Annotated in this window: 18 protein-coding genes and 1 pseudogene; 6 read left to right on the top strand and 13 right to left on the bottom strand. The window is 38.3% G+C overall.

Annotated elements, in window-relative coordinates:
- Window positions 1-468: 468 nt before the first annotated feature.
- From QNH48_RS03355 to QNH48_RS03330, 6 genes are all read right to left on the bottom strand, one after another.
- Window positions 469-3690: a DEAD/DEAH box helicase gene (locus QNH48_RS03355; RefSeq protein ID WP_283953765.1), complete on the bottom strand. Its 3222-nt coding sequence runs from the start codon at window positions 3688-3690 to the stop codon at window positions 469-471.
- Between the two features lie 153 nt (window positions 3691-3843).
- Complete coding sequence (locus tag QNH48_RS03350; protein ID WP_283953764.1) at window positions 3844-4542, bottom strand: hypothetical protein; 699 nt, start codon at window positions 4540-4542, stop codon at window positions 3844-3846.
- On the bottom strand, window positions 4542-5282 hold the full coding sequence (locus QNH48_RS03345; protein WP_283953763.1) for a hypothetical protein: 741 nt from the start codon (window positions 5280-5282) through the stop codon (window positions 4542-4544). Before QNH48_RS03345 ends, QNH48_RS03350 begins: the two co-directional genes overlap by 1 nt.
- Complete coding sequence (locus QNH48_RS03340) at window positions 5266-6162, bottom strand: ABC transporter ATP-binding protein (RefSeq protein WP_283953762.1); 897 nt, start codon at window positions 6160-6162, stop codon at window positions 5266-5268. The genes QNH48_RS03345 and QNH48_RS03340 overlap by 17 nt, the downstream gene beginning before the upstream one ends.
- The gene (locus QNH48_RS03335; protein WP_283953761.1) at window positions 6159-6539 is read right to left on the bottom strand and encodes a GntR family transcriptional regulator; all 381 of its coding nucleotides are present in this window, start codon (window positions 6537-6539) and stop codon (window positions 6159-6161) included. Before QNH48_RS03335 ends, QNH48_RS03340 begins: the two co-directional genes overlap by 4 nt.
- Window positions 6540-6700: 161 nt before the next feature.
- The gene (locus QNH48_RS03330) at window positions 6701-7564 is read right to left on the bottom strand and encodes a VOC family protein (protein WP_481858455.1); all 864 of its coding nucleotides are present in this window, start codon (window positions 7562-7564) and stop codon (window positions 6701-6703) included.
- Window positions 7565-7811: 247 nt separating this feature from the next.
- Here QNH48_RS03330 and QNH48_RS03325 point away from each other — a divergent pair, with 247 nt between their 5' ends.
- The 4 genes from QNH48_RS03325 to QNH48_RS03310 all read left to right on the top strand — a co-directional run bounded on the left by QNH48_RS03325 (window position 7812) and on the right by QNH48_RS03310 (window position 11491).
- Window positions 7812-9428: a PhoX family protein gene (locus tag QNH48_RS03325; RefSeq protein WP_283953760.1), complete on the top strand. Its 1617-nt coding sequence runs from the start codon at window positions 7812-7814 to the stop codon at window positions 9426-9428.
- 210 nt (window positions 9429-9638) lie between these two features.
- Window positions 9639-9836, top strand: coding sequence for a twin-arginine translocase TatA/TatE family subunit (locus QNH48_RS03320; protein WP_095250470.1), 198 nt, complete (start codon window positions 9639-9641; stop codon window positions 9834-9836).
- 82 nt (window positions 9837-9918) lie between these two features.
- Entirely contained in the window at window positions 9919-10626 is a 708-nt protein-coding gene (gene tatC, locus QNH48_RS03315) for a twin-arginine translocase subunit TatC (RefSeq protein WP_283955667.1), read from the top strand.
- Between the two features lie 76 nt (window positions 10627-10702).
- Complete coding sequence (locus tag QNH48_RS03310) at window positions 10703-11491, top strand: metal-dependent hydrolase (protein ID WP_283953759.1); 789 nt, start codon at window positions 10703-10705, stop codon at window positions 11489-11491.
- A 138-nt stretch (window positions 11492-11629) separates the two neighbouring features.
- Here QNH48_RS03310 and QNH48_RS03305 read toward each other — a convergent pair whose 3' ends face one another.
- The 5 genes from QNH48_RS03305 to QNH48_RS03285 form a co-directional block, all read right to left on the bottom strand.
- The gene (locus QNH48_RS03305) at window positions 11630-12805 is read right to left on the bottom strand and encodes an amidohydrolase (protein ID WP_283953758.1); all 1176 of its coding nucleotides are present in this window, start codon (window positions 12803-12805) and stop codon (window positions 11630-11632) included.
- Between the two features lie 2 nt (window positions 12806-12807).
- Window positions 12808-14061, bottom strand: a complete 1254-nt coding sequence (locus tag QNH48_RS03300; RefSeq protein ID WP_283953757.1) for a Zn-dependent hydrolase — start codon at window positions 14059-14061, stop codon at window positions 12808-12810.
- 17 nt (window positions 14062-14078) lie between these two features.
- Window positions 14079-15284: a hypothetical protein gene (locus QNH48_RS03295; protein WP_283953756.1), complete on the bottom strand. Its 1206-nt coding sequence runs from the start codon at window positions 15282-15284 to the stop codon at window positions 14079-14081.
- A 254-nt stretch (window positions 15285-15538) separates the two neighbouring features.
- Window positions 15539-16162, bottom strand: a complete 624-nt coding sequence (locus tag QNH48_RS03290; protein WP_283953755.1) for a histidine phosphatase family protein — start codon at window positions 16160-16162, stop codon at window positions 15539-15541.
- A 129-nt stretch (window positions 16163-16291) separates the two neighbouring features.
- Window positions 16292-17458, bottom strand: coding sequence for a TraB/GumN family protein (locus tag QNH48_RS03285; protein WP_283953754.1), 1167 nt, complete (start codon window positions 17456-17458; stop codon window positions 16292-16294).
- Between the two features lie 143 nt (window positions 17459-17601).
- Between QNH48_RS03285 and QNH48_RS03280 the strand changes: the two genes are divergently transcribed.
- On the top strand, window positions 17602-18513 hold the full coding sequence (locus QNH48_RS03280) for an AraC family transcriptional regulator (RefSeq protein ID WP_283953753.1): 912 nt from the start codon (window positions 17602-17604) through the stop codon (window positions 18511-18513).
- A 309-nt stretch (window positions 18514-18822) separates the two neighbouring features.
- Here the strand turns inward: QNH48_RS03280 and QNH48_RS03275 are convergent.
- Window positions 18823-19271: pseudogene (locus QNH48_RS03275) on the bottom strand (transposase); the annotation flags it as partial.
- Between the two features lie 426 nt (window positions 19272-19697).
- Window positions 19698-20615, bottom strand: a complete 918-nt coding sequence (locus QNH48_RS03270; RefSeq protein ID WP_283953752.1) for a Nif3-like dinuclear metal center hexameric protein — start codon at window positions 20613-20615, stop codon at window positions 19698-19700.
- A 338-nt stretch (window positions 20616-20953) separates the two neighbouring features.
- Here QNH48_RS03270 and QNH48_RS03265 point away from each other — a divergent pair, with 338 nt between their 5' ends.
- The gene (locus QNH48_RS03265) at window positions 20954-21442 is read left to right on the top strand and encodes a hypothetical protein (protein ID WP_283953751.1); all 489 of its coding nucleotides are present in this window, start codon (window positions 20954-20956) and stop codon (window positions 21440-21442) included.
- Window positions 21443-21628 lie beyond the last annotated feature (186 nt).

Here is a 21628-nt window from a genome sequence, read left to right as displayed (position 1 = left end):
GGCTTAGCTTTTCTAAAAAGCTAAAAAATTGTTTGTTGACGTTCTTGTTTGTTTAGTTTTCAAAGAGCAATGTTTTTGAAGCAGGTTATCAATATAACATCTCACTTCAATCGTGTCAATTACTTTTTTAAAATATCTTTTCGAAATCGACAACAGAATTCATTTTACTAAATCACATTCAATATATCAATCTCTATTCTATTCACTGATGAAGAATCGATCTGTTTTCGATTTGTTCCCTCGTCAGATTTACTATATTACTATTATACTTTTAAAAAATCAATAGAATTGTAAATTTTATTTAAAAAAAGTTACTACTCTTCTCCCAAATCGATTTAAAAGCTGGCAAGCGGACATATTTGAAACAATAAAATCGCAAGGAAAAGGGACCTCTAATTATGAGGTATCTTTTCCTTGATTGCTTTTCTATTTATTTCTAGCCGCAATAAAACCTTTTTTTAGAAAGATCTAAATCATTAATATCTCTCGAATATCCTCCTCAGTTAGAGAAGAACTTCCTTTATCTTTTGAATCGATAATTTCCTCAATTAACTCTCTCTTTTTTTCCTGCAGTTCATTCATTTTTTCCTCGATTGTGCCTCGCGCAACCAATTTGATAACTTGGACAATATTTGTTTGTCCCATCCGGTGCGCTCGGTCTGCTGCTTGTTCTTCTACCGCCGGATTCCACCATAGATCATAAAGGATAACCGTGTCTGCCCCAGTTAAATTAAGACCCGTTCCTCCTGCTTTCAAGGATATGAGAAAAAGATCACGTTCTCCTGCATTAAAGCGATTTGTAAGTTCAAGCCGTTCCTCTGATGGAGTTTGTCCATCAAGATAGAAGAAAGGCATCCCTTGAATTGCCATTTCTCTTCCGATAAGCTGGAGCATTTTTGTAAATTGCGAAAAAATCAACACTCTTCTTCCCGCAAGCTTTGATTCTTCAATAATCCGCAGTAATTGCTCAAACTTTGCAGAACTTCCCTTATAACCGTCCACAAATAAACCTGGATGACAACAGATTTGCCGCAGCCTCGTCAGCCCTGCGAGGATTTTTATTTTATTTTTCCGAAGAGTGTCCTTATCTAAATGCTTCAGCGTATCATGCCTTAGTTTCGCTAAATATGCCCCATAGAGTTTCTTCTGTTCTGGCAACAACTCCACTAAGTCGACAGATTCAATTTTTTCAGGCAGCTCAGCTAGAACATCTTCCTTCAACCTTCTAAGTAAAAATGGACGGATCCTTCTTGCGATTTGTTTTCTCGTTAAGTGGCTATATTCCTTCAGCCCTTGGAATAGTTCTGGAAATACCACATGAAAGATGGACCACAACTCTTCCAAAGAATTTTCCACTGGGGTGCCCGTTAGCGCAAAACGGTAATCCGCTTGTATTTTCTTAACTGCTCTTGCTGTTTGCGTAATAGGATTCTTAAAAGCCTGGGCTTCGTCAAAAAACACAGTATGAAAGGTTTGCTTTTCGTACCACACGATATCCTTACGCAGTAAAGGATAAGAGGTAATGACAACATCAAAATCAGAGGTTCGTTTTTGCTTAGCTTTTCGCTCTGTTTTATCCCCATCTAATATGACAGCCTGCACTCCTGGAGCAAATTTATTGATTTCACTTAGCCAGTTATAGGTTAACGATGCTGGACAGACAATCAGAATCGGAAGCTGTTTATTCCGAACAAGCGAAAGTTCTGAAAGGATATAGCTAATACTTTGAATTGTTTTTCCCAGTCCCATATCATCTGCAAGAATTCCTCCAAATCCATAATTGGCAAGAGTTTTCAACCATTTGTACCCCTGGACTTGATAGTCTCTTAAAATTGGTTTAACTAATTCTGGCACCTCGAACTTCATACTACTTGGATTATGGATGGTATCCAAAAACTGACGGAACGATTCCTCAAGTGTAAATGTTGAGTTATCTTCAACAGAGTCAAGCAGTTTTAATCCTCGAACGATTGGAACATTCAACCCTGCCTCAAGATCCTCCGCCTGTACAGGTGCTGCTTGCAGAAAGCGTTGGATTTCTTCAAATTCTCGCGTCTCCAATGAGAGTAGCGCTCCGTTCCTCAATCGATAATATTTCCTTTTTTCCTGAAGCGCAGATAAAAGCTCTTTTATCTGTCTCTCAGGGATTCCATCCATATCAAATTTAAATTCCAGCCAATTGGTTCGCTCTTTTTTTACTTTTACTCTAATCTTTGGAATTGTATTTTCCTTAAATATCCGGTTCCTGACGGCTGTTGTTGCATAAATTTGTACAAGCTTTTGCAGCTTCGGAACAACATGATATAAAAACTCATATTCCAACTCTTCATTATGCAAGAAATAACCACTGTCCGTGCGAGCAAATGAGCTTTCTTCCATCAATTGGAGTATTTGATCTTCCTTTTCTTCGTCCCTTATTAATAATGGGCCATTCTGTATTTCTCTGTTTTCCAGCGGGTTAATCATGATATTTTCGTAATGAAACTCTAAACCCGCTAACAGTCGATTTTTCAATCGATCCAAATAAAGTTTGGCAACTAAAGGCACTGTCCTATAGGAGTTCGATAAATTTCGAGGTAATTCAACCTCGCCAAGTTTCTTTAAACCAGGGACCACACTTTCTATAAAATAATCGATTTGCTCAAGCGGGATCTCTATTTGATTTGTTTTCGAATCCTCTAACATTTCTTTAAGGTCAGCTAATCGTTTGCAATCTGTTTCTTCAAGCCTAATAAACTTGCCCTTATATAGAACAAAGTGATAAGAATCTAGTATGGATAAATGATCTAGCCCTTTAATCCTCAAATGATAGCCCCTGCCTGCTGAGGATCCAAAAGTAAATTTTAGAGGGAGAATTTTTTCCGTTAGAACAAGACCCTCAAACGTTTCCCCCTTATTCGCTACTTGCACTAATGGCGCCTTTACTAATAACAACAAGAGTCGTTCCCAAGAGGATGGCGGAATGAGTAACTGCTCAGGACTGTACATATCATCAAATTCGTTTGTCATGGTGCTTACATACATTTTTTCATCCTGCAGCACATGGGATAATTGTTGAATGACATCATCCGTCTCTCTTTGAAAGCAATGATGGTTTGGGTTAAAGGTGAAAGTTTCTGAAAGAGCGCTTTGCTTCCCTTCTTTTACCTTAGCTAAAAAATGGCGGATATTCTCCACTTTAACGTGTCCAATCTCCATTTCTATTCCTAACAGGTTACGTCCCTTCCCCATTTTCACTGGTTTACAGAGAAAATTCGCCTCCAGAACTTGTCTATTCTCAAAATGAAGCTGATGTCCGCTTTTTCGTCTAGGCTGCTCTGTGAAAAGGGTGAGTAATCCAGTGGTCAACGCCTTTTTAGTTGAAGAATCAACATGTTCATCACTTTGAACAATAGGCGTTGTTCCTTGCTGTTGGTGTTCATAAATAGCGAGTAACACAGCTGCAATATGCTGGCAATCTGTTTTGACGGATGCAAGGGTAGGACAACTGCATGATGTACGCATATCACCACTTTCTTCTATACTTACAGTGACATAGAAATCCTCGGTACCTTTTACCGTTGCCTCACAACGCTCTGGACTATAATAATCAAAAAACACTTTACCTGCTCTATAAAAAGAATCTCCTCGTTTAAAGGAGACTGTTCCGCACATTTCTTTAATACGTTTTTGGTGTAATTCCATATTCAAATGAACAGCTCCTCTCTGAGAAAATCCCATTACAACAATATTGCTCGATTTTTAGACGAAACTGTCCACCCCACGTGGACAAATCGGTGTATTTGTCCACGGACGGTGACAGGCACCCATCTCATCACCATCTCATCACCATTTCATCTCTACCTATTCTATATATTGATAGTTGATATTGGAGTGATCGACTAGTTTTAGGTCTTTAGGTACTTTTAGGTAAAGGATGCTGGTTCCACCATAAAACATGGTTGCGTGCCTGAAGGGTTTTTCTCCTGTGAATTGGTTGACTGTGAATGCTTGTTGAAATTGGGAGAATTTGAGTTTACCTTTTTCTGGATTCTTTATTGTTAATGTATTTTCATTTAGTTCTATGCGAATCGGTTTTTCTAGTTCTGTTATTTCCATATTATTTACGCCTGAACGTGTTTTATAGTGAATTGCTTCAATTTTACCATCATTCTCCGTTTTTCTCTCCACCATTACTGCGGTACTAATAAGTTCATCGTTTTCGGTTGCAATGGTAAGTTCTTGCTCCTCGTAACCGAAACTCCAGCGCTTATTGATGTATTTATTGTCTATCTTATCGATATTTCCCTCATTCGCTGCTTCATATAACTCCGTGCTTTCTTTATCTATGTCTTGACTATTATTGATGATTTTGTAAATTACCTCTTCATCAGGAAGCAAGGGACTTACACCGGTACAAATTAGGAGTATAGCAACATATCCGCCTAACATCCAGCGTAAACGACTTCCCTGGAGAACTTTTTTCGTCCTGCCACTTCTCAAAATTCTTACAATACCTAAGATAATGATGAAGATTATAAGAAAAGGTAGAAGAAAAGTCATTACCTCACCTCTATTCTATTTGATATTGCAATGGAACTAGAAAAAAGCAAAGCAACAACTATCAGTACCTTCAGAACAAACAGTAAAATGGATGGTTCAGTAAATATAAATTGATAGATGCTTTTCACCCATTCAAAGCCCAAACTACCCGCACCAAGGATTCCCGCTCCGATAAAAATTCCTGGGATCAATACCACAAAAATCTTACTTATTTGCACCAGTGTTCCAAATAAATACCCAAGCCCAGAAAAGAGTAAAATGTAGAGAATGGTTGAACTGTATCCAATTACTACTTCTGAAAGTGAATGATTCGCGGCAATATATCCCTGGCCGCCAAATAAGTACATGATAATTTTCATTAATGAGGTTGATAGCATCGCCGTAATTCCACCAACGATACTTCCCGTTAGTAAAAATAGCATGTTTGAAAGATTACTGCTTAATCGATTGGTCACAAATGTAAAATCATCATTTTTATAGGGTGTTGTTGTGATCAGAATCGCTGTAATAAGAGCCCATATTATTGTAAAAATAATAACCATATCAGCAGAATAGAACTGAATATCTATTTCAACACTTTCACTGCTCGACCCCATCATTCCAACACCGTTAAAAGAGAAAAACACCGCTAATAACTGGATAAAAATGAGCGATATAAATACTTGTTTATACGCGGTTAATTTAAACGTAAATTGCTTTTTAACAACATCCAGCAAACTAATCTTAGATAAAGACATCATCTATTCCCCCTTTGGTTTTACTTGTTACGTACACACACACATCACTAGAGGATACTGGCGTTAGAGAAAGACCTGCTGCCTTGGCTTGTTGTTTTTCATTATCAGAAAGGGTATTTCTTACGACGGCATACGTGCGATCTAATCCGATATTCTTCGAATAAATGACCTCTTTATTCTTAGTCCATTCGTTCACGTTCTCAGTCAATCCTTGGATGCCAATAGCCCATTCTTTTAATTCTCCTATCGGCATATGCAGATGCTCTCTTCCCTCTTTAATGAGGAGGATATCTTCTAATAAATCCTCAATTTCATCTAAGTGATGACTTGAAAGTATAATGGTACGGGGATAAGCGATATAATCTTTAAGTAAGGCACGATAAAAGTCTTTGCGGACGGCCGCATCCATACCAGTAGCGGGTTCATCAAACATCGTTAAAGCACATCGAGCAGATAATCCTACGATCATATTAAATGTACTTTTCATCCCCTTAGAAAGATCGTTGTAATAGTGCGTCGAATGGAAAGAAAAATAGTCAAAAAGACGGCTAGCGAGCTTCTGATTCCATTTTTCATAAAAAGTTGCTGATACATTTAGTATTTCCTTCAATGTTAATGCTGTCGGGAAATTCATTTGGTCATTAATATAAATGACATTGGAGGAGACCATTAGATTATTAAACGGCTTTTCTGAAAAGACCTTTATTTCACCTGAAGTCTCTCGCAAGAAACCGGCAATGATTTTTAACAGAGTCGTTTTACCCGACCCATTACGACCTACTAAACCCGTAATCTTTTTTTCTTCAATGGTAAAAGATAGATTATTTAACGCTTTTGTTCTTCCATAATCTTTGGTCAATCCCCTGCACTCAATAACGTTCATTCCCCCGCCTCCCCTGTATTTACATCCTTTATCATTTGAATTAATTCCTCTTTGCTCACATCCAACCGTCCGGCTTCCATGACAATTTCAAAAACTAATTTTTTTAAGGTTTGATTTTTCCGTTTGCTAATGATAATTTCTTTCGCCTTTGGCGAAACAAACATTCCAAGTCCCCGTTTTTTATACAGAATGTTCTCCTCCACCAAAAGAGTTAAGCCTTTCGCAGCAGTTGCTGGATTAATCGTAAACAACTCTGCGAGCTGATACTGCGAGTAAATTTTTTGGTCACTGCCAAAATTCCCGTTCAAAATCTCTCTCTCCAGCCATTCTGCGATTTGCAAATAAATCGGCTTGCTTCCGTCCATATTAAGAATCAATCCTTTTCCTCTTTTCTGGTATAGTACATTACTGTTGTAATGTACTATACCACATTCACCGAAATAACGAAAGTTAACATTGGATATTTTTTCAATTTCATCCAATAAAAAAAAAGCCCAATTCCTTTGAGCTTCACAGGGAATAGGCTTCAATAAAGTTTTTAGATTACCAATCTAATCTGATTTCCAGATGGATCGCTTACTACAAAATAATCTGTTTCTTTTTGCACTGACGACCCTAGCTGTTGTAGTTGTTGAAGCGCTGTTTCTCTAGCCGCCTCATCCGGAAAAACGAGGGTATACCAATTTAAACCCACACTATTTTGTGGTGGAGTTGGTGCCCCCACTCCCTGCCAAGTATTAATAGCAATATGATGATGGTATCGTCCTGTTGACAAAAAGAGTGCTTGCGGATAATGACTGACGACTTCAAATCCCAGCCCTTTTGTGTAAAATTCTTCTGCTTTCTGCAAATCTCCCACATGAAGATGGATATGCCCCATGACTGTACCTGCTGGCAATCCATTCCATTCCGCATCACTTTCTGCCAGGATACTATTCCCATCCAGTTCCTCTGTTGCCATATCCACCAAACCATTTTTCCAGGTCCATTCCTTTGAAGGACGATCTCGGTATACCTCTATCCCATTCCCATCAGGATCATTTATATAGAGCGCTTCACTGACGTAATGATCGGCTGCCCCAAGCGGGTATCCCGTTCCTAGAAAATGACGTAAAAAGACGGATAAATCCGCACGGCTTGGCAGTAAAATAGCAAAGTGATAAAGCCCTGACATTCGTCCTTCTTTCGGAATCACATTTTCCGGCTGTTCAAGAGTCACTAATGTTGTTTTTCCATCTGTTGTTAATGCAGCCTTCCGTTCTGTCTTTTCAAGAACCTGAAACCCCATAATATTTTGATAAAAGGTTAGTGCATTGTCTAAATTTTTCACTTTTATGTTGACTTCGCCGACATAAATATTTGGTTTCTGGTGAAAACCTTCCATAATTTTATTACCCTCCATTCACGGTTCTTCTTATTATTCAATTACCTGACAAAAAAATTCACACAACAAAATGATTAATATCCACAATTTATACTCTACGTTACAAATCTAATCTTTTCGATGGGTCTTTACTAAATTTACAGATAATTAAAGTAATTTATTGTTTCTTAACAAATCTTTACACTCCCTTAATTAACATTCGGTTTTTGACTGCCTATAATCATAGTGTAAGTTACATAATCGAATCAAAGGGGAGAATGATTGTATGGATCGCCGTTTATTTTTAACCTATGTTGGAAGTAGTACTGCCGCATTAGTTGCCGCATCATCTGGGATTGGAGCCTTAACAGGAAACGCTATGACTGGAGACCATTTAATGAATGGTCAGCCGTCTGGAAAGGGCAAGTCACTTACATCACCCTTCAAACCAATTAGTCGTACCTGGGAAAATGATGTGGTACTTCCTAATGGGTACAACTACTCCATTATCGCATCTTATGGCGATAAGATTAACTCGTTGGGAGAAAAATTTGGGGATGCTGCCGATCTTACAGTCTATTTTCCAATGGATAGCTTAAAAGGTGGTAACAATTCTGAAGAAGGTTTGATTTGGGTAAATCACGAATTCCCTGAACCGGAAAACTATATGAAAGTGCTAGGAATCAATGAATCTACTTTTAAAAAGGAAAATCTAGCAAACTATCCTGAACTTCTAAAAATGGAAAAAGAAGCTGTCGGCGGTTCCGTCATCCACGTTAAAAAAGAAAAGAACGGATGGAAGCTAGTAGTAGATGATACATATAATCGACGTGTCGATGGCAATACTCTAATTGAATTAACCGGTCCTGCACGCGGAAGCAAGTATGTAGGCGGCGCTACCACTGTAGTTGGTTCCTTAGGAAACTGCAGCGGCGGACGTACTTTATGGAATACCGTTCTATCTTGTGAAGAAAACACAGAATATGGCGATGATTATGGCTGGCCGAATTTTACCGATGAACATTACGGCTGGGTAGTCGAAGTTGATCCGTTTGATCCAAAAAGAACTGTACGAAAGCATACTGCCCTCGGACGCTTTGCACATGAAAATACAGCAATGGGCCTAACCAACGATGGCAGAGTTGTCGTTTATATGGGAGATGATAAAGGCGATGCATGCTTCTACAAATTCATTAGCAGCAAGAAGTTTAATCCTTCCAATCGTGAAGCCAATTTCGATATTTTAGAAAGCGGAACTTTATATGTGGCCAGTATGAAAGAGCAAAAATGGATTGCTCTCGATCATGCAGCAAATTCTAAGCTTCAAGGACAGTTTGCTGATCAAGCTGATGTCTTAACGAATGCACGTGCAGCAGGAAAAGCGGTTGGTGGTACGCTATTAGATCGTCCTGAAGACGTGGAAATTCACCCTCATGACGGATCTGTCTTCTTAGCCTTAACAAACAATACAGGTCACGGTAATTTCCATGGACAAATTGTTCGATTTGTTCCTGCAAATGGCGACCATGCTAGTGAAGCCTTCACGTTTGAAGTATTTGTTTCCGGCGGACAGCAAAGCGGGATTACTTGCCCAGACAACCTTCACTTTGACAGCAAAGGGAACTTATGGGTTGTGGAGGATTTTGGTGCATCAGAAACAAATCAATATGCTGCTTATAAAAACTGTGGTGTATTCATGATTCCAACGGATGGAAAACAATACGGCGAACCTTTCCAATTTGCCTCAGGTCCAAAAGGCAGTGAACTAACAGGTCCATGGTTAACACCAGACGAAAAAACTTTATTCCTAGATGTGCAGCATCCTAGCACTTGGAATCTATACCCTAATCAAACATTTGGGCGTTCTTGTTTAATAGCGGTACAGGGTGGAAGCTTTAAGTAAGAAAATGTGGAAGGAGCATTTCTCATCATGTTCGTTTGTTCAAACCACGTAAGAGATGCCTTGAAGCTTATGTTTATTCCTCACGTGAAGTTAATCGCAGAGGAAGAAAGCTTTCGTTGTCATCTTTGTAAAAATAAAGCCAAATATAAGCTTTTTAGTTTTGGGCATATACGAAAAAAGACAAAACAAGCTATCTAAGGAGGTTATTCCATGCTTCAAAACATTGGTATTCCGGGCTTAATTCTGGTTCTTGTCATCGCACTAATCATTTTCGGGCCATCAAAACTCCCAGAACTAGGTCGTGCTGTTGGCTCAACCCTAAAGGAATTTAAAAAATCAACGCGTGATTTGGTCTCGGATGATTCCACCGATAAAGAACAGTCCAAAAAAGAGGAAAAAACGATTTAAATTTTATCTAAGGAAGATGCGGGCAGCAGGTTGTGCTTGCATCTTTTTTTAAGGAGGGAAACCATTGTCTAAACCACAGAATATGGATTTAATTGGTCATTTCGAAGAATTACGTAAACGGCTCATTATCACACTAGGCACCTTTATGGTTTTGCTCATTTTAGCCTTTGTTTATGTAGAGGATATTTATCAATGGCTAGTTCAGGATTTAGAGGTTAAATTGGCCATTTTAGGTCCTAGCGATATTTTATGGGTGTATTTATTGCTATCCTGCGTCATTGCCATTACAGGGACTATCCCTGTAGCCGCCTTTCAAATTTGGCTGTTTGTTCGTCCAGCATTAAAGGAAATGGAACGGAAAGTCACACTTGCCTACATCCCAGCCTTATTCCTACTTTTTATCGTGGGAATTAGCTTCGGATACTTTGTAATCTTTCCGATTGTTTTTCAATTCCTTCTCTCCCTGTCGGAGGATATGTTTATGACCTTCTTTACCACAGAAAAATATTTTAAGTTCCTGCTTCATATGACACTGCCATTTGGATTCTTGTTTGAACTTCCCGTGGTGATTATGTTCCTGACAAGTCTTGGTGTATTGAACCCATACCGATTGCAAAAGATCAGAAAATACTCCTATTTTGTACTCATCGTTACCGCAGTATTAATCACTCCCCCGGACTTACTATCAGATATTTTAGTAATCATTCCACTCATCTTTTTATACGAGTGCAGTGTTTTATTATCAAAGGTAGTTTACCGGCGAAAACAAAGATTCGAACTAGCATCATGAGTTCTAGTTCTTATTCTCTAGTATTCATAATAGAATGGCTATGACTTCTATTTGAATGGTTAAAGGGGATGTTTTTTTGAAGATTCAACGTCTTGGACATGCTATGTACGTTTTAAAGAGTAATGAAGGGAAAAATTATTTAATCGATCCTTTTTTTGATTTGAATCCTGGTTTTCCTGAGGAATTAAACACTGCCAACTTTTATCAATCTATCGACTGTGTTTTTCTAACACATGGTCATTTTGATCATACGAGCGGATTATCTAAAATAGTAGAACACAAGCCAGAGATTATGATTGTCGCTCAATATGAGCTTGCATTAATTCTTCTGCAACAAGGGATTAAAAATGTCCTTCCTATTAATTTTGGTGGTTCGGTATCGTTTGATGATGTAACCGTAACGATGGTTCAGGCAAGACACTCTTCCTCATATGGAGAAACAACGGGTACTCCTGTATATGCTGGGGAGTCAGCGGGATATATTTTTGCCTTCAAGGATGATTATACCCTCTACCATTCAGGCGACACTTCCTTAATGGCAGACATGAAGCTAATTCAGGATGTTTATCAGCCCGAAATTGCCATCCTTTCTTCATCCGGTCATTTTACAATGGGTCCGAAGGAAGCTGCCTATGCTGTCAGGAATCTATTAAATGTAAAATATGTAATTCCGAGCCACACCTTCCCCACAACTGAAACAGCAGCCTCGCCTGAATCATTAGTACAATTATTGGCAGCTTTCCCAGTAGTGGAATTTATGATTGATAGAGACAACGAGTTAAAAGAACTTTTAAAGGATTATAAAAAGACAGAAGTTACTCCACTAGCATACGGAGAAGAAAGAGAGTTTGTAAGGAAGAAATAAACGGTGCCTGTCACCAGGGTGACACCCAAAAGGTGTTCACCGTCCGTGGACACTGCCCACCTCAGGAGGACAGTCAAAATAAAATGGATACCGCCAACGGCGGTATCCATTTTATTTTTTAATAGTTTACTCTTAACTTTACTGATTTAGGTAAGCCCAAGCATATTGCGCGTAGAGTTCTGCTCCTGTGGCGAGGGAGTCTTCGTCGATGTTGAATTTACCGTGGTGATGGGCCCATTCTGTGTCTTTATCGGAATTTCCGCTTCCGACTAGTGCGAAGCTGCCTGGTGCACGGTCGAGGTATTCACTAAAGTCTTCCCCGCCCATGGTTGGTTTTTCGTTATAAACCACTTCATCCCCAAATGCTTCTGCGGCAACATTTTGAACTAGGTTTGCACTGTATTCATCGTTAATTACTGCTTTGGTTCCACGAATATATTCTACCTTTGCGGTTGCACCGTAAATCGCAGCAACCTGGTCAGCGTAATGCTGGAGCTGCACTTCAATATGATTTCTCGTTTCAGGGTTGAAACAGCGGACTGTCCCTTCAATTACTGCATTTTCTGCGATTACATTGAACCTTGTACCGACGACCATTTTTCCAATCGTCAAAACAGCAGGATGTTGGGCATCAATGGTTCTGGAAACAACAGTTTGTACATTCATGACGAAGGATGAGGCTACGATAGCGGCATCAATACATGCATGAGGCATGGCTCCATGTCCGCCTCGACCCTTGAACGTAACTTTGAATAAATCTGCTGAAGCAAAGGACGGTCCAGGGGTACACGCTACTTTGTGCGTTGGCATTTGAGACCAAATGTGAATACCAAAAACGTTATCCACTCCTTCCATTGCTCCTTGTTTCACCAACGCTTTTGCTCCCTCTGCTACTTCTTCTGCCGGCTGGAACAATAGTCGTACATTACCCAGCAATTCTTCCTTTATTTCATTTAGCGCTTTAGCTGCAATTAATAACATGGCGGTGTGCGCATCATGACCGCATGCATGCATTTTTCCATCCTCTTTGGAGGCATATTCTAGATCCCTATTCAGTTCTTCCACCTGCAATGCATCCATGTCACCTCTCAAGGCAACCGTCTTACCCGGCCTTCCCCCTTGAATTTCCGCAATCACACCTGTGGGTTCGGCTTTTCGATAGGAAATTCCTAATTGATCAAGGTACTCGCAAACAAATTGAGTAGTTTTGAACTCCTCCCAGGATACCTCAGGCTCACTATGAAGCAGCCGACGTAATTGTGTTAGTTCATCACTATATGTTTGAATGGCTTCTTTTATTTTTGCATGAATCATTACTATTCCGCCTCCGTTAACTTTTTGGCTGCCTCGTAAAGTATCTGGACAGCATTTGCTATATGACGTGAATCGGACCATTCCTCCGGACAATGGCTTAACCCATTTTTACTCGGAATAAACAGCATGCCCACATTTGTAAAATCGGAAAAGACCATCGCGTCATGACCAGCACCGCTGTTAATAGAGCACTTAGGTATATCTAGTTCACTTGTTTTTTTCTTTAGTAGAGAGACAATATCCCTGTTCATTTCTTTTGGTTGAATATATAGAAGCTGCTCAACACTCACTTCAATTCCTCTACTACTATATGAACCTGCTAATTCTTTCACTTTTTGTATTACATTCAAAACATTCTCTTCCTTGCCTGAACGAATGTCCACTGTAAACACAGTTTTATCAGGAATGACATTTGCTCCATTCGGAAAAACATTCAATCTTCCTGTTGTGACAACCGTACCATTCCCCTCCGAATCCGCAAGGTGAGGGAATTGTGCAATCATTTGAGCAGCGGTGACTAATGCGTCCGACCTGCGATCCATTGGCGTTGTCCCGGCATGTCCGGCCTGCCCCTTTACGGTAACTTCTAATTGAGTTAAGCCAACAATAGCCTCTACCACCCCAATTGGAATACCCTTTTCTTCAAGGATCGGACCTTGTTCAATATGCAATTCCAGATAGGCCTTCATCGTCTTAGGGTCCCTCTTTTTAGGAAGGGAAGGATCGAGCCCGATTTCCCTCATCGCTTCCACTGCATTAATACCATCTTTATCTTTTAAACTTTTAAAATCTTCCTCATCTAGTAAGCCCACAATTCCGCGAGATCCCATTAATCCTCCGCCAAATCGCGCACCCTCTTCTTCAACTAATGCAATCACTTCTAACGGATATTTTGGCTTTAACTGGTTCTCTGCAAAAAGTGCAGCTACCTCGAGACCTGCTACCACTCCCGCAGGACCATCATAGGAACCACCATTTGGGACGGAATCAAAGTGAGAACCGACTAGGACGCTTGGCGCATCCTTTAATGTTCCATCAAGCTTTCCAAAAATATTGCCAAATCCATCTTCACGAACGGTCAGACCGTATTCCTTCATCTTCCCTTTTATATACTGACGAGCCTGTAAATCTTCAGAACTATAAGTAAGCCGGGTGGTACCATGACCAGGTGTGGCAGTAAAGGTACTCAATGTGTCAATATGACTTTCCACTCGCGATTGCACGATTTCAAGATTTGTTTCTACTCTTGTATCCATTTACCTCAAACCCTTTCTTACAAGAATCCTACAAAGATTCCTGCTAGTACAACTGACACCATGGTTACCGTTATGAAGCCTCCAACCAGCATAGGAGGGAGCATATGGCTAGTCAGTATTTCTCTTTCCTTTTCATCTTCTGTTAAGGATTTAATTACTTCATTTGTGATAATGTAATCGGCTGGAAATCCATATAAAGCCGTTAGTGAAACAGCGAACGCCATTTCCTTGCTAACTTTTAGAAGCTTTCCTGCAATGAAGGAGAAAATATACATCCCGATTACCCCTAATACGATTGTGCCGACAAGCGGATAAATAATCTCAAGCATCATGCTTGGTGTCGCCTGTTTTAAACCATCAAAGATAAAGAGCATAAGCGCCATGATAGCAAATCCGAAACCATTTGCTTTTTGTAATACTTGCTTTTCCAAGAATCCAACACTAGTGGCGATTACCCCAAACAGTAAGCAGAGAACAAACGGACTGACCGTAACAATTGGTGCTAATAGAGTTGAAGTTAAATAGGCAAGGTATGCTACCAATGATAGTCTTAAAAATTTAAAGAAATCTGTATTATACTTTGCTGGCATATTTTTAAAGAGCTTTAACTCAGGCTTAATTTCCGCTGCTGTTGCCGCGACTTCCGCTGCAGCCTTACTCTGCGCTTCTCCTGCAAGTTGTCCACTGCGATATTGCTGAAGCAGTCTCTTTCCCTCTTTTTTCAAAACAATAGAAGTGATTGGGTAACCAGCAAATCCTTGCATGACATATATAACGATGGCAAAAACAGATAAAGTGGCAAGACCTGCTTCCTTGGCTCCCTCTGACATAATCAATGCCGATACGACTCCACCAACCAAAGGAGGAATGGCGACGACAATTGTCTCATAACCAAAAATGAATGTTCCAATTCCAAATAGAAGAGCGATAATTCCTAAAATACCTGAAAGAGCAATGATGATTGTTTTCCACTGGTTCTTCAATTCTTGAAGCGATAATAAAGTTCCCATATTTGTAATTAATAAGTACATCATCATCGTTGCAACAACTGGCGGTACACCTGCAAGTGCAACGATATCCTGCGGGAAGAATGTCCAATATCCTAAAAGGAACAAGACCGCGCAAACGAATATAGAAGGTACCCATGCCTTGGTTCGAACTGCAACTAAATCTCCGATAAATAAAATGGCCATAAGAATGACTAAAGCTAACATCTGCGACATAAGAGTCCCTTCTTTCTTGGATGAATTTACTAATCCTTCGTCTTACGAAAGATTAAAGTTATTATTAGAATAATAATATAATTATACTTTTCAGTCAATTAAAATAATTAAAAATATTCTTGCAAGCGTTTTCTCTATGTTTATCAGTAATCGCAAATAATATTTTGCTATTTTTGAAAATAAAAGAATTATTCTACAGTAATCCAACAAAAATACACCCCCAATTAGATCATTGAGGGTGCATTTTAAAAGCTTCAGTTAACGATGGGAACAAAGATTTTCTTGTGCTGATAATCTCCATCTACTTCATTTATTTTAATAACAGAGGCATTTTCTACCGGTTTAAAATTTTTCAAATCCTCAATTGGCCAATTCATCAGAAAGGTTAACAGCATATGAATAAAGGCGGCATGCGTTACAATAACAACATTATCATATCGCTGCTGCTGTTTCGCCCGTTCAACCACGGTGTTCATGAACATCGTTGCTCTTAAATACACATCTGCTAATGATTCCCCGTTCTGAAAGCGAAAGTAAAATTGACCTGCTGCTTTGAATTCTTTCTTCTTTTCAGGAGTGCGATCCGTAAAGTCATAAAGATTTCCCAGCTCCCACTCTCTTATTAACGGATTCTCGTAAAAAGGAATACCCTCTGGCAACGAGGAATGAATCGCTTGAGCTGTTTGCATGGTACGTAAATAAGGAGAACTATACAAAACCGTCCTTGGAGTAGCTATTGTTTTGAAGAATTCAGCCGTTACCTGTGCTTGTTTATGACCGAGCTCCGTTAAACTATGCTGTGAATCGTGAGTATGCGCCATCACTGTTTTATCCACATTATGCTCTGCTTCACCATGACGGATGAGATAAATATTCAACCATTCCCAACCCCTTCTACTAGTCTATTACCTCTATTCTACTTCAGCTAACTGCCCCATTACCTTGTAAACGTTCGACAACCTTCTACATTTACATAAAAAGGCACCTTCCGTATGGAAGGTACCTTTTTATAAATTATTGAAAAACGTACGGATAACGTCTGCTCCCCCTATAAAGGTTCCAAATGAACCTCCAATGTTGGTTAGGATGATGACCAGCAGGACCCTTGTAAATTTATTACGCCAAAAGCCTTTAAGTGTAAAAACATCTTCTGATAAGGTTTCAAAGTCTGCCACACTTGGGCGTTTGATATAAGCCTGCACAAGCCCCGATACCCAGCCTGCGGCAAGTAATGGATGCAAGGTGGTGATGGGCGCCGCTATAAAGGCTGCTAATATAGCCAGTGGATGTCCCAATGCAGCAGTTGCACCGAGTGCAGCTGTAATTCCAGTCCAGAGGATCCAGCTAATTGCTTGATCCATACCAGCGGATGGATTGAGAAAAAAGGTAAATGCAATCAGTGCAACAATGAGTACCGGGATTGCCCAGCCGATAATTTGCGGTGTTTTTGATTTTGGCTTTGTTTTTGTGAGAGCTTGTAAATCCTGGTCATGGTGAATCTCTTTTGTGATTCCTGGAACGTGTGCCGCTCCTAGAACTGCCACAACTTTTTTACCGGGTGCTTCTTTAATTTTTTGAGCTAGGTATTGATCGCGTTCATCAATTAAAGGTTTCTTTAATTTAGGAAACGCTTCTGAAATTTCAGCAAGCGAAGCATTCAATGTATCTTGAGTCTTCATTTTCTCAAGTTCTTCTTCTGAAATGGTTTCTTTATTGAAAATACTATAGATAATTGACGTGAGCAGCTGTGCTTTTCCCCAGACCCCAACATTCCCCCAAATGCGCGAGAAGGTAATTTGGATATTACGATCGGCTAAAACGAGCTCAGCCCCTATTTCTTTTGCCGATTCAATTCCTTGGATCATTTCTTGCCCTGGTTTTGTATCAAATTGCTTGGCTAAGCGGTTTTGAAAAGATGATATGGCGAGATTCATGATTAATAATGTAGCCTTCTTTTCCTTTATAACCTTGAAGATATCCATTTCTCTCCACTTGTTGCCGTCCATAATCGACTTGTAGCGTTGTTCATCCAATTCGATACAAACAGAATCAGGCTGTTCTCGGTCAATGACCTCTTTTACTTGCTCCACGCTTAGTTTGGAAACATGCGCCGTACCAATTAATATGATTTCTTTGCCATCCAGTTGAATTCGGGTTATATTTTCTTCCGTCATAATCTACTTCCTTCGTAAAAATATACTTATACAAATGTCTATATCTTTATAATGAAGGACAGCCAGCAGAATTTCAACAGAAACAATGTTGATACACAAGTTCAAAAATAAATTATAATTTAATAGAATTGGTAAATACCGAGGTGATTCTTATCCAACAGTTAGACTTGCTACAACAGGTAATCGATTATATCGAAGATCATATTAAAGACGAAATTGATCCAGAGAACTTAGCAAAAATGACGGGCTATTCCCCTTTCCATTTTTATCGAGTTTTTCAAAAGCATACAGGATATTCCTTAATGGACTATGTCGTAAAAAGGAGACTTCAGTATGCATTACATGAACTAATTAATGGGAAAAAGGTAATCGAAATAGCCATGGATTACGGATTTGAAACCCATGCTGGTTTTACAAAAGCCTTTAAAAAATGCTTCGGAAGCCCTCCTAGTTTATTTAAGATTCATTGTCCTAAATCATTACCGCATAAATTAGATTTGAACAGCATTCATCAAAAGAACACGGGCGGCATCGTATTGCAGCCTATGATTGTGAAGAGGCAGTCCTTCACTGTTGCAGGTAAAACATTCGAAATTAATATGGGGAATGTATCTTACACAAGAGATGCACCTGCGATTTGGGATCAAGAAGGGCTGGCAGACGGTTCCATCGAAAGATCTCTATATAAATCACTATCCCCCAAAAAGCACGGGGAGTACTGTATAAACTTAAGTCCTTCAGCCGTAGGAGATAAGTTTATCTATTTATTTGCTGTAGATTTGAACAAAGATACTTCAATTCCAGATGGACTGACATCATTACAAATACCAGCAGCTACTTATGCTGTGTTCAGAACTCCTTTGGTTGAAGTTGAGAAGTTTGCTTCAGCGATCAAAGGAACATGGAATTATATAGTAGAGGACTGGTTTCCACACTCATCTTATGAAGTGGATGAAGAGGCATATGACTTTGAGTACTATGATGAGCATTGCCACCACTGGGATCACGAAAGAATCTATATGGAGATACACATTCCTATTAAAGAAAGAGGATGAATACTCTAATGGGTTCCGTTTCCTATCGCAAAACGTGAAATTATAACTAATAATGTAAAGCAAAATGCATATCAATTCACACCGCTTTTTGCGGTGCTTTTGTTTTGCAAAAAATAGCTCAATCCATATGAACTAAGCTATTCATCCGTATTTATTTCGTGGCTTTTTAAACTAAACCAGCTAATAGGATGTCAATATTTTTCTATAAAATTATAAAATAACGAATGATATAATAAAAATATTCATGCCAAATAACCCTCCTTATCTTCATTACTGGAAGGTTTTTCATGTATTACTTAATTGTATCTTTTATACTAAATCAAGGAAATTTTCTTTACTCTTTAGTAAGGCATAAATCCAATGAATAAGTTTGTTTGTACATGCAATCATGGCTACTTTAAAGGGCTTTCCTTCATCTCGCTTTCTATCATAGAACTCTTTTAACTTCTTATTGCGAGAGCACCTAATACCACAGAGAACTGCCATATATAAGGCATGACGCAACCTACTTGAACCTCTATTGGTGATCCGATTTATCGTAGCTGTAAATTTACCAGACGAATGCACACTCGGATCAATTCCAGAGAAAGCAACCAGTTTTTAGGATGATTGAACCTCTCGATCTCACCAATTCCAGGGATTGATTGGATAATCTTATATTTTTCTATTTCTCGTGCCAAAGCATCTATTCGCTCATCCAACTTGGCTAGATGCTCTTGGTATTGGAGAAGCATTTGAATATACATTTCTAACTTAATCCATATAAGTAAAGGTATAATTGTAAATGCTACTGATAAAAAAAAATCCCAATGAAAAAGAGTATTTCTTAACCAAAAAAATCAAGATATTCTTCATTTGCTTCCGTAACTTTTTTTTGTAATTCTCCCATCACTTTAACTTTTTCCGGAGATTGTATTGTTTTCATAAATCTCTCCTAACATTATTTACTTAAATTAAATCACCCAATTTTTATTATTTATTCCTATCGTCCTGCTTATCTGTAAGTCCCTCCTAGTTTATCTTGATTTAATTAATTGGAAAATATTCCAAAACCCTTCTTCAAGTAAACTGCAACGTTAGTGGAACAAGAAAAAGGGCTGCCGAAGTAGCCCCCAATCCCTAACACTAGCACCCGTTACCTAAATAAGTTTACAGTCCTTTGATTAAACATTTTTCAACATTGTTTATAACCACCATTTTTCCTGTGGAATTAAAACCGTTTTAATATCAAAGTTATTTTCAAACCAGTCTTTCATCAAAGTTTTATGTCCAAGATATTCTGAAGCAGAGTGGGAAACACCTATAAGCGACATTGATGTTTTTGAAGCATACTCTATCATTTCTTTGTATCTTTGTTTTCCATAATCGTTATCAATATGGCAATGGACTTCCCCTGTAATATATGCTTGAACGCCATTTCTTTCTGCTTCCTTCATCCAATCAACTTTATCTCCACAACCAGCAACAATTGCTATCCTTTGAATTTCATTTAATTTTTTACCTTCAAAATCAACATAGGGAACTTCAAAAATACCTTTCAATGTTGAAACTAATTCATCAGTGTTTGTTTTTTCAATATTACATACTAGTAAAAAATCATTCTTTATTTCATTTAATAATTCTCTCTCAATAATTTCAGCTTTTAATGCTCTGGCAATCGCAACATTCGTGCCTAATTTTTTATGACAATCCATAGGTATGTGGCAGGTGTATATAGATAGTTTTTTCTTCTTCACTTGCCAAATGTATTTTTCTTTAATGGGAAGAAATCCTTGTCCCCATTTGCCTTTAGGGTCTCCACATTCCATTAGCAAGGGATGATGCATAAACAATAAATCTCCCTCGTTACCTTCTTCTAGAAACCTTTCCAATACATAATCAGTTGGAAAAACAGCCAAAAAAACTCTTTCAACTTTTGAAGCACCTTTTAACATTAGTCCATTAAAAAGTCCAACAAATTCCTTTTCAAAAGCAGATTTCCAATCAAATCGTAAAGGGTCATAGGCATTAGGTATAAATCGACTAAATGAAGGATCTTTTCCAAATGCTTTTATATCGAATTCGATGTCTAATTTACTAACTAATTCTTTAATTTCTGGCAAAATTAGCCACCCTCTCTAAATAATTACTATTTTTTCAATTATTCACTTAATAAACCAGTAATTGGGGTATTTCTCTTCAATTAACCTGTCCCGTTACTTCAAGAAAGTTCAACAAAAAGAGGCGTTAATCCTTCTTGGATTAACGCACCCGTTAGTGCAACAAGCACTATTTCTTCTCATGCATATAATCTTCGAACTGTGTAGCAATAAGTTATGTACTTTTAGAATATTGTTGTTCAACTAAATGACTGTCGTATATTAACTAAAATAAAAAAGTATAAAACGTTTATTACCAGAAAACACTAATTACATTAACAGACATAAAGGGTGAGAATTGTATGCTTAACAAAATTATACTATGGACGTTACTTATTGCTCCATGGTTTACATTATTTTTGTTAAAGAAAGAAGATATAAAACGCTTTATGCCCTCAGCAATTTTCGCCTCCTATTTAATGATTATTTATAACGTGATTGCAAATAATCAAAAGCATTGGGTATTTAATGAGACGCTTATACCTTGGTTGAAACCCTTATTTGTTTCAGGGGTGTTTGGAGCTTTTCCGGTAATAACTTTATGGATTTTTTATTTTACTTACAGAAAATTTTGGATATATCTTGTTACTAACATCTTATTGGATTTCATGTTTGCTATTTTCCCCATTCATTATTTGTTTCAAGATATTTTAGGGATTTACAAACTGGTTAATATTTCTTCGTGGGAACGTTTTATTCTTTTCGTTGCTCTATCTGTTATTATTTATGGTTTCTACAAATGGCAAGAGATGATTTTTAAGCCCGAATTGAAAGAAAGAGGACGAACATAATAATTTGCTCTATGTCATGGAAGGATTATCGATAATACAGTAACCACATATACAATAATTCTTCTCCTGGATTCATCAAAATCCGACTCCTTTAGACATGGTAATTTTAACTAAAGGATGTCCATATTTAGAAGAATTACTGCACAGTATTAGTCAAATACGACATAAAAACATCTATATTTCCAT

The organism is Neobacillus sp. YX16 (assembly GCF_030123505.1).
GTDB lineage: Bacteria > Bacillota > Bacilli > Bacillales > Cytobacillaceae > Neobacillus.
Note: the sequence above shows the minus strand (reverse complement) of the source record. Positions and strands in the feature narration are given on the sequence as shown.

Excerpts from the sequence above, each read along its gene's own strand:
- QNH48_RS03300 (WP_283953757.1), bottom strand. The coding sequence starts at position 14,061 with ATGGATACAAGAGTAGAAACAAATCTTGAAATCGTGCAATCGCGAGTG.
- QNH48_RS03350 (WP_283953764.1), bottom strand. The coding sequence starts at position 4,542 with ATGACTTTTCTTCTACCTTTTCTTATAATCTTCATCATTATCTTAGGT.
- QNH48_RS03345 (WP_283953763.1), bottom strand. The coding sequence starts at position 5,282 with ATGATGTCTTTATCTAAGATTAGTTTGCTGGATGTTGTTAAAAAGCAA.
- tatC (WP_283955667.1), top strand. The coding sequence starts at position 9,919 with ATGGATTTAATTGGTCATTTCGAAGAATTACGTAAACGGCTCATTATC.
- QNH48_RS03340 (WP_283953762.1), bottom strand. The coding sequence starts at position 6,162 with ATGAACGTTATTGAGTGCAGGGGATTGACCAAAGATTATGGAAGAACA.
- QNH48_RS03305 (WP_283953758.1), bottom strand. The coding sequence starts at position 12,805 with ATGATTCATGCAAAAATAAAAGAAGCCATTCAAACATATAGTGATGAA.
- QNH48_RS03265 (WP_283953751.1), top strand. The coding sequence starts at position 20,954 with ATGCTTAACAAAATTATACTATGGACGTTACTTATTGCTCCATGGTTT.
- QNH48_RS03285 (WP_283953754.1), bottom strand. The coding sequence starts at position 17,458 with ATGACGGAAGAAAATATAACCCGAATTCAACTGGATGGCAAAGAAATC.
- QNH48_RS03325 (WP_283953760.1), top strand. The coding sequence starts at position 7,812 with ATGGATCGCCGTTTATTTTTAACCTATGTTGGAAGTAGTACTGCCGCA.
- QNH48_RS03320 (WP_095250470.1), top strand. The coding sequence starts at position 9,639 with ATGCTTCAAAACATTGGTATTCCGGGCTTAATTCTGGTTCTTGTCATC.
- QNH48_RS03295 (WP_283953756.1), bottom strand. The coding sequence starts at position 15,284 with ATGTCGCAGATGTTAGCTTTAGTCATTCTTATGGCCATTTTATTTATC.
- QNH48_RS03330 (WP_481858455.1), bottom strand. The coding sequence starts at position 7,564 with ATGGAGGGTAATAAAATTATGGAAGGTTTTCACCAGAAACCAAATATT.